Annotated in this window: 1 pseudogene; it reads right to left on the bottom strand. The window is 67.0% G+C overall.

What is annotated here, in order from left to right:
* Positions 1–135: 135 nt before the first annotated feature.
* Positions 136–315, bottom strand: a pseudogene (locus tag EN852_RS38195) (MFS transporter); the annotation flags it as partial.

Raw genomic sequence — 315 nt, forward strand, 5'->3', positions numbered from 1 at the left:
GCGAGAAGACATGCCCATTTGAAGGTGCCGATGTCGATTGGTCCAGCCCGCCGCGCTATGGGCGCAAGAGTAGTCTTTTGCCTTGCCGCATGTCGTTGTCCCAAAACCGCTGCGCACTTTTGGGAGGACAGGCAGTTATTCGGCGGCAGGCTGGAGGGCGGCGACCGGCGCGCGCCTGTCCAGCGCCTGCGACAGCACCGCCACGCCAACCGCCAGCAGGGCGAGCACCGCGCCGACCAGCGGCAAATCGGCATAGGAAACGCCCGCCGACAGCGCCACGCCGCCGATCCAGGCGCCGCCGGCATTGCCGACATT

Origin of the sequence: Mesorhizobium sp. M2E.F.Ca.ET.209.01.1.1, assembly GCF_004010375.2 — a bacterium.
In the GTDB taxonomy this organism is placed as follows: Bacteria; Pseudomonadota; Alphaproteobacteria; order Rhizobiales; family Rhizobiaceae; genus Mesorhizobium.